At 74.2% G+C, this 6,906-nt stretch carries 6 protein-coding genes and 1 pseudogene; 1 reads left to right on the top strand and 6 read right to left on the bottom strand.

What is annotated here, in order from left to right; genetic code table 11:
* The 4 genes and pseudogenes from KSK32_RS33845 to KSK32_RS32380 all read right to left on the bottom strand — a co-directional run.
* Window positions 1-286: pseudogene (locus KSK32_RS33845) on the bottom strand (hypothetical protein); the annotation flags it as partial.
* Between the two features lie 485 nt (window positions 287-771).
* Complete coding sequence (locus KSK32_RS32390; RefSeq protein ID WP_216928131.1) at window positions 772-2,331, bottom strand: prenyltransferase/squalene oxidase repeat-containing protein; 1,560 nt, start codon at window positions 2,329-2,331, stop codon at window positions 772-774.
* On the bottom strand, window positions 2,328-3,203 hold the full coding sequence (locus KSK32_RS32385; RefSeq protein ID WP_216928132.1) for a terpene synthase family protein: 876 nt from the start codon (window positions 3,201-3,203) through the stop codon (window positions 2,328-2,330). The genes KSK32_RS32390 and KSK32_RS32385 overlap by 4 nt, the downstream gene beginning before the upstream one ends.
* Window positions 3,200-4,537, bottom strand: a complete 1,338-nt coding sequence (locus tag KSK32_RS32380; protein ID WP_216935700.1) for a cytochrome P450 — start codon at window positions 4,535-4,537, stop codon at window positions 3,200-3,202. The genes KSK32_RS32385 and KSK32_RS32380 overlap by 4 nt, the downstream gene beginning before the upstream one ends.
* 312 nt (window positions 4,538-4,849) lie before the next feature.
* On the opposite strand from KSK32_RS32380, the gene KSK32_RS32375 reads away from it, so the two are divergent.
* Window positions 4,850-5,098 carry a DUF2630 family protein gene (locus tag KSK32_RS32375; protein ID WP_013287422.1) on the top strand — a complete coding sequence of 83 codons (249 nt, stop codon included), beginning with the start codon at window positions 4,850-4,852 and terminating at the stop codon, window positions 5,096-5,098.
* A gap of 51 nt (window positions 5,099-5,149) precedes the next feature.
* On the opposite strand, the gene KSK32_RS32370 is transcribed toward KSK32_RS32375, so the two are convergent.
* Both KSK32_RS32370 and KSK32_RS32365 read right to left on the bottom strand, forming a co-directional pair.
* A complete protein-coding gene (locus KSK32_RS32370; protein ID WP_216928133.1) occupies window positions 5,150-6,079 on the bottom strand; it encodes a serine protein kinase RIO in 930 nt (309 codons plus the stop codon).
* Window positions 6,080-6,270: 191 nt separating this feature from the next.
* The coding region (locus KSK32_RS32365) for an HAD family hydrolase (protein WP_216936559.1) at window positions 6,271-6,906 on the bottom strand (636 nt) is incomplete at its 5' end.

Genomic DNA, 6,906 nt, shown 5'->3' with positions numbered 1-6,906 from the left:
GATCAGCGCGAACGCGTCCGGGAGGACGGTGCCCCAGTAGCCGAAGTTGTGCCGCCCGTCGGCCCAGGCGGCGCGTACCGGCTCCTCGGGCAGTGCCCGGGCCAGCGCCCGGACGTCCTTGAGGAAGTTGTCCTGCCGCCCGCACCAGAGCCCGACGGGGTGCCGCGCAGTTCTCCACGCCGGCGAAGACCGCGTCGCCGGGGCTCACCGCGGGGGAGAAGGCCGCCGCCATCCGCAGCCACCTCGGGTACGTCTCCGCGAGCAGCAACGCGCCGAAGCCCCCCATCGACCAGCCCCAAACAGCCGCCGGCTGCTGTCGAACCGCGCCGGGCGCACCAGGTGGGCAACTCCTCGCGCACCATCCGCTGCGGTGTCGTACCCTCACCGGCGGCGCGCCAGGACAGCCGTCCGCCGTGGCGCCCGCGAGCGCGAACGGCGGGGCGCCCCGGCGTACCGCGTCGGTGAGGAAGCGGGCCAGCCCGACCGGCCGTAGTCGCGCGGGGTGGGCCGACGCGCCGTGCAGCACCAGGCATGGGTCGCTCGGCTCGAAGACGCGCGCGTTGACGTCTGCACGCCGAGCAGGTTTGAATCCGTCCCGTACGGTACCCACGCGGCGAACGCCCAGAGCGCGATCAGCGACGCCAGCAGCGCGATGATTCTTCGTACGGAGATTCGTACTGCGGGAACCCATCACACCGTCCTGGCCCGGTCTTCGGTCGGTTCGGAATCCGATCGACTCCGGCGCACGCTAGCAGCCGTCGTGAACCTCATTCAAGCGATCCTGATCATGGTAGGTGCGGCCCCCGTCCGGGCCGCCCCGGCGCGGCCGGAGGCCGCCAGCACCGCGGCGCGCACGATCCGCGTCGGGCGGTAGAGGTCCTTGTCGTGCCATAGTGCCGGTTCGCCGTCGCATCCGTCCAGCTCGGACAGTCGACGGCGCCCCCGCGCCAGCGCCGATGTGATCCGGGGGTCGCCGGGCCGGCCCGCGTCGGCCAGGGCGAGCACCGCGTACGCGGTCTCCTCGGCGGTGCCGTCCCACCGTCCCCAGGAGCCGTCCGGGCGCTGCGTGTCCAGCAGCCAGGCCACCCCCCGCTCGACAGCGGCACGCGCCGCGCCGTCCGGCGCGTGGTCGGCGAGGGCCAGCAGCACCGCGTAGGTGGCGTAGTACGGCGAGGCGTGCCAGCGGTCCTCCCACCGCCCGTCCGGCTCCTGCCGGTCCAGCAGCCACTCGGTGACCCGGCGCCGGGCGCCGATGAGGCCGGGCGCGCTCGGTTGCTCGCCGAGCGCGTCGAGCACGTGCGCGTTTGTGGTCAGCGACGCGCCGTCCTCTCCCGGCCAGGTGCAGAAGTGCCGTCCGGTGTCGAACCCGGCCAGCGGCTGAACGCCCGGCGCGCGACCCAGCCGGGCCAGCGCGTAGAGCGTGACGGCGGTGGTGTCGGCGTCGGCGGGCAAACCGGGCGCGGTGGCCGCGCCGGACGGTCCGACCGCGGCGCGCAGCTCGGTCAGCACCGGTTCGGGCGCGCCGACCGGCACGCCGGCCCGGACCAGGATGCCGAGCACCCAGGCCCGTTCGAACACGGTGATCGGGCTCGCGCAGGGCACCGGACCGGGCCGGGCGACGGCGTTCAGGTAGTCCAGCGCGGGACCGGGCTCCGGCTTGCCCAGCCAGGCCGCGGTGGCGGCGGGTGAGGCGCCGACGGCACCGCTGGCCGAGGGACGTACGCCGGGCGCGCGGTACGCCAGCTCGCCCGCCACCTCCAGCGCGTGCGCCAGCTTCTCCGGCACCGGTCTTCCGGTGGCCAGCAGCCCGCGTACCCGGGTCAGCCGGGCCGGATCGAGACCGGCCGGCAGCGGCAGACGGGCCCGGCCGGCCCACTCGGCCAGCCCGGGTGGCGGCCCGGCCGGACCGTCGAGGTGCCGGTCCACAGCGGTCAGCAGCGCCGGCACGATCAGATCGGTGGCGGGCAGGTCCGGCGGGGCGCCGTCGCGCAGCGCGCCGGCCAGATGTGCCAGTCCCCGGTGCGCGGCGGCGGCCGGCGCGGCGGCCGGACCGTCGTGGTGCAGCACGGCCAGCAGCGCCTCGACCGCGCTCAGCGTCGGCACCAGCGCGTACCCGCCGGGGCCGCCCCAGCCGCCGTCCGGGCGCTGCCGGTCCAGCAGCCAGGTCACGCGCCGGTCGTGGCCGTCGAGCCAGGGCGCGAGCGCGACCAGCCGTCCGGTCTCGTAGACCGACGGTGACGTCTGCCCCTCCGGCCCGCCGCCGAGGTCGGTGATCAGGTCGTGCGCGGTCCCGGACCGGGTGGCGGGCACCGGTCGGGCGGTGAGCGTCACCGCACGCCCCAGAAGTCGGTGTTCCGGTAGAAGCCGGTGGTGAAGCCGAGCTGCCGGGACAGGAAGCCGGCCTCCCGCGGCACCTCGCCGGCCAGCTTCGCCAGCAGGACGCGGCAGTGGTCGACCTGCTCGGCGAAGCGCCGCTCGACCTCGGCCGGGTCGTCCACCAGCAGCAGCGCGTTGAGGTCGCCGGACTCGGCGTCGCGACGGTGGGTGCCGAGGTCGTTGACCAGGCGCAGGGCCCGCTGGACCTCGTCGCTGACCTCGATCAGCCGGGCCAGCGTGGCGGCGTCGGACACCGATCCGGTGTGGATCCAGTGCGCCACGTTGACCACTGTGGCGGCGAGGTTGTCGGCGTTCGCGAGGTAGTCGGCGAGCGTGGGGCGGCCGGTGTGCCGCCAGTCCCACTCGCGGGCCATCGCGTCGAGCGTGCGTGCCATCGTGTCCCGCCACTGCCCGCGCAGTGCCGGGTAGGCGGGCGCGGCGGCGACGTCGTCGCGCAGCTCGGCGAGGAACCGGCCCAGCGGGTCGCCGGACTCGCTGCCGTCGAGAACGTCCAGGCAGACGCCGGTGACCCGGTCGACCTCGGCCCGGCTGGTGGCCTGGTGGTCGACCAGCCAGTCCACGGCGAATCCCCAGAGCACCGCGCGGTTGGTCACCCCGAGTTCGGCGGCGTTGTGCCAGGGGGCGCTGAACGCCATCGCCTGCGCGATGCTGCTGAACAGCGTCGCGTCGAACGGGTCGCCGGGGAACAGCTCGGGGTGCGCGGCGGCGGCCTTGCGCAGGCCGCGCTGGCCCTGCGCGGCGAGCGCGCAGACCCGGCCCTGCTCCGCCGCGACGGCGAGCGGATCGGGGGTGGGCCCGTCGGTCATGCCCGCCCCGCCCGCTCTGCGGCGACGAGCGTCAGCTCGACCCGTTCGCGCGGCCGCAGCGCGGCGGCCAGCCGCAGTCCGGGTACGCCGGGGCGGTGCAGCCGGAACCGGTAGCGGCTGAGCATGGTGGCGAGGATGAGCTGGGCCTCCAGGTAGAACAGGTACATGCCCAGGCACTGGTGCGGGCCGCCGCCGAACGGGAAGTGGGCGTACCGGTGCCGGGCCCGGACCCGCTCGGGGCGGAACCGCTCCGGGTCGAACTCGTCCGGGCGGTCCCAGAACTGCCGCATCCGCTGGGTGATCAACGGGCTGACCGCCATCGTCGCGCCGGGCTCGATCGGCACGCCGTCGATGACGTCCCCGGCGACCGCGCGGCGCGGGATGATCCACCCGATCGGGTAGAGCCGCAGCAGTTCGTCCAGCACCATCCGGGTGTACGTGAGCCGGCTCAGGTGCTCGCGTCGTACCGGCTCGCCGCCGACCACCTCGTCGATCTCGGCGTAGAGCCGCCCGGCCACCTCGGGGTGCTGGTCCAGGTGGGGCCAGGCCCAGGTGAGCACGTTGATGGTGGTCTCCGTGGTGGCGGCGAACATCGCCACGGTGTCGTTGCGGACCTGCCGCTCGTCGAGCTGCCGCCCGTCGTCGGTGCGGGCCTGCCAGAGCGTCGAGATGACGTCGTCGCCCTGGTCGGCGGACTCCCGCGTCTCGCGGACGATCGGCACCAGCACGTCGTCGACGATGCGGACGGCGCGGGCGAACGTGCGGTCGCCGGGCATCGGCAGGGACAGCGGCGCGAACGGCACGATGATCCGGGGGATGACGGCGGTGGCGATCCGGTCCTGCGCCTCGATCACGCGCATCGCGTCCGGTACCGAGATCCGGTCGGCGAAGAGCACCTTCATGATCGCCCGGCTGACGATGCGCGCCTGCTCCACGCCGATGTCGACCGGCTGCCCGGCGCGGGCCGGCTCGTCCAGTTCGCCGACGGCGTCGCGGATCGCGTCGGCCATGCCGTCGACCAGCGCCTCGACCCGCTTGGCGGTGAACATCGGCTGGAGCATCCGCCGGCTGGCCGACCAGATCTGCCCCTCGCCGAGGATCCCCTCGCCGAACAGCCGCTTGACCGGGCGCCAGAACAGCCCGTCACCGGCCCGCTCGTAGTTGTCCGCCCGGTCCCGCAGGACGTGCTGCACGTGGCGGGGGTGGGTGACCAGGTACGGCCGGAACGAGCCGAGGTTGAGCCGGACCAGTTCGCCTTCGGTACGGTTACCGATGTCGATGAGGGCCCGGGCGGGGTCGCGGAGCACCGCGGGCAGGATCTTCCGCAGCGGCACGGTCCGGGGTCGGCCGGCGGGCCTCGGTGTGTCCGTTGGTTCGGGCACCTGAACGCTCCCTCGGTTGACTCAGGGTCGCGGCTCCGTATCGACCCGTGACGTTGCCCGCGAGCATGCCATCCTGAGCGGCAGATCAAAAGGCAGGTCGGAGGATATTTCACGTAACAACTATCTCTTTGTCGAGAATGGAGCCCGTGGGATGTGCGTCACTCGCGTACACAGTGGCCGCTGCGGAGAGCGAGCAATGCTCACCTCTGCGCGGACGGCGGCAGAACGCGGGCGCGGACCCGTCCGCTGTGCCAAGCTTCGGGCATGGACGACAAGACCATCCTCAGCCGGATCTCGGAACTCGTCGACGAGGAGCACCGCCTGCGTGCCGACGCGCAGCAGCACGAGGCCGGCACCGACGACGAGGCGCGGGAGCGGCTGCGCGCGCTGGAGGAGTCCCTGGACCAGTGCTGGGATTTGCTGCGCCGCCGCCGGGCGGCCCGTCAGGCGCACGGCGACCCGGACGCCCAGGGCGAGCGCCCGGTGCCGGAGGTCGAGCGCTACCTCCAGTGACCCGGACCGGACCGGCGTCCCGGGCGGTCTCCCGCCCGGGACGCACGTCGGTCAGCGGATGCCCGCCTCCCGCAGCAGCGCTTCGGTCAGCGCCGCCGGGTCGGTCACCGTCGCGGGCATTCCGCGGGCGGTGAACCAGGCGGCCACCACCCGCACGTCGCGGGCCAGGAAGTCGGCCCCCTGCGGGTTCGCCACCACGTCGACCACCTGCGGCAGGTCGATCATCACCAGCCGGCCCGCGTGCACCAGCAGGTTGTACGGGGACAGGTCGCCGTGTGCGTACCCGGCCCGGGCGAGCACCGTCAACGCCTCCACGAGCTGGTCCCACAGGTCGCGCAACACGTCGTCGTCGGGCCGGGTCTGGGCGAGCCGCGGTGCGGCCTCCCCCGCCTCGGCGTCGCCGACGAACTCCAGCATCAGCTCGGTGCCGAGCAGCTGCACCGGGTAGGGCACCGCGATCCGCCCGGAGGCGGCCCCGATCTCCCAGAGCTGGGACAGCGCGGCGAACTCGGCCGCCGCCCACTGCCCGGCGATCATCTGCCGGCCGAACGCGGTGCGGCCGGTCATCGCCCGCATCTCGCGGGACCGGCGTACCCGGCGGCCCTCCAGGTAACCGGCGTCCCGGTGGAAGAGCCGGTGCTGGGCGTCGCGGTACCGCTTGACCGCCAGCAGGCAGGCGCGGTCGGTGCCCGGCACGGCGCGGCGGACCAGGTGGACGTCCGCCTCCTTGCCGGTCTTGAGCACCCCGAGCTCGGTGTCCCGGGCGGCCAGTTCGGTGACCAGCCAGTCCGGATGCGGCTCGGGGCCGTGGACGGCCTGATCCCAGGAGGACCACCGGTCCTCCGCCTCGGGCTCGGCGTCCGGGTCGGTGAGGGCCGGCGGGGTGCGCCGCCCTCGCTTCAGGAAGTCGGGTTCGTCGTCGTCGAAGCGGCTCTTGCCGCGGCCACGGCGCTGCGGCGCCGGGAGGTCGTGATCGCGCACGGGTGGATCTGTCCTTCGATCGAGGCTGGTGGAGGCAGGTGGGACGACCCTGCGAAAACGGCCATGACCGACCTCCTCTCCTCGACCGGGCACACCCCGGCTGCGCACTCGCGCGGCACCATGCTCGTGCGTCGCCCCGGGCAGGTCAACGGATTTTTCCGCGCCGCCGCCCCGCGCGCCGCCGGCAGCGGTCAGCCGGCCAGCACTGCCGCGACGGCCGCGATCAGCCCGTCCTCGATCCGGGTGGGCGCGAACCTCGGGTCGGACCAGCGGCGTCCCCGGTGCAGCCAGACGCTGGGCAGGCCCACAGCTGTCGCGCCGCCGATGTCCGCCTCCGGGCTGTCACCGACCACCCACGCGCCGCGCAGCGGCATCCGGGCCCGCTGGGCGGCGAGCGCGAAGATCCTCGGGTTGGGCTTGCTGACGCCCGCCTCCTCGGAGATCACCCAGTCGGCGACGTACCGGTCCAGGCCGGTCTTGCGGATCTTGGCGTCCTGTTGACGGGACGCGCCGTTGGTGACCACCACCGGCACCCAGCCGGCGTCGGCCGCGATCCGCAGCGCGCATGCCACCAGCGGGTCCAGCCGCGTGTGGGCCACCACGCCGTCGTGCAGCTCGTCGACCAGGTCGATCGAGGGGATGCGCAGCGCGTACCGGTCGCGGATCGCGTCCGCCAGGTCCCACCTGTTGGTCAGCCCGTCAGCGTCCACGGACACCAACCAGTCGAGGTCGGCCGGGGCGCGCCGATGCCGTCCAGGAAGCGTTCTCTCCCAGGCGCGGAACGGCCCGTCGCGGTCCAGCAGGGTGTTGTCCAGATCGAGCAGGAG

Source organism: Micromonospora sp. WMMB482, from assembly GCF_019038635.1.
GTDB lineage: Bacteria > Actinomycetota > Actinomycetes > Mycobacteriales > Micromonosporaceae > Micromonospora > Micromonospora marina.
The sequence above is the reverse complement of the archived record's forward strand: the minus strand, read 5'-3'. Positions and strand labels throughout refer to the sequence as shown.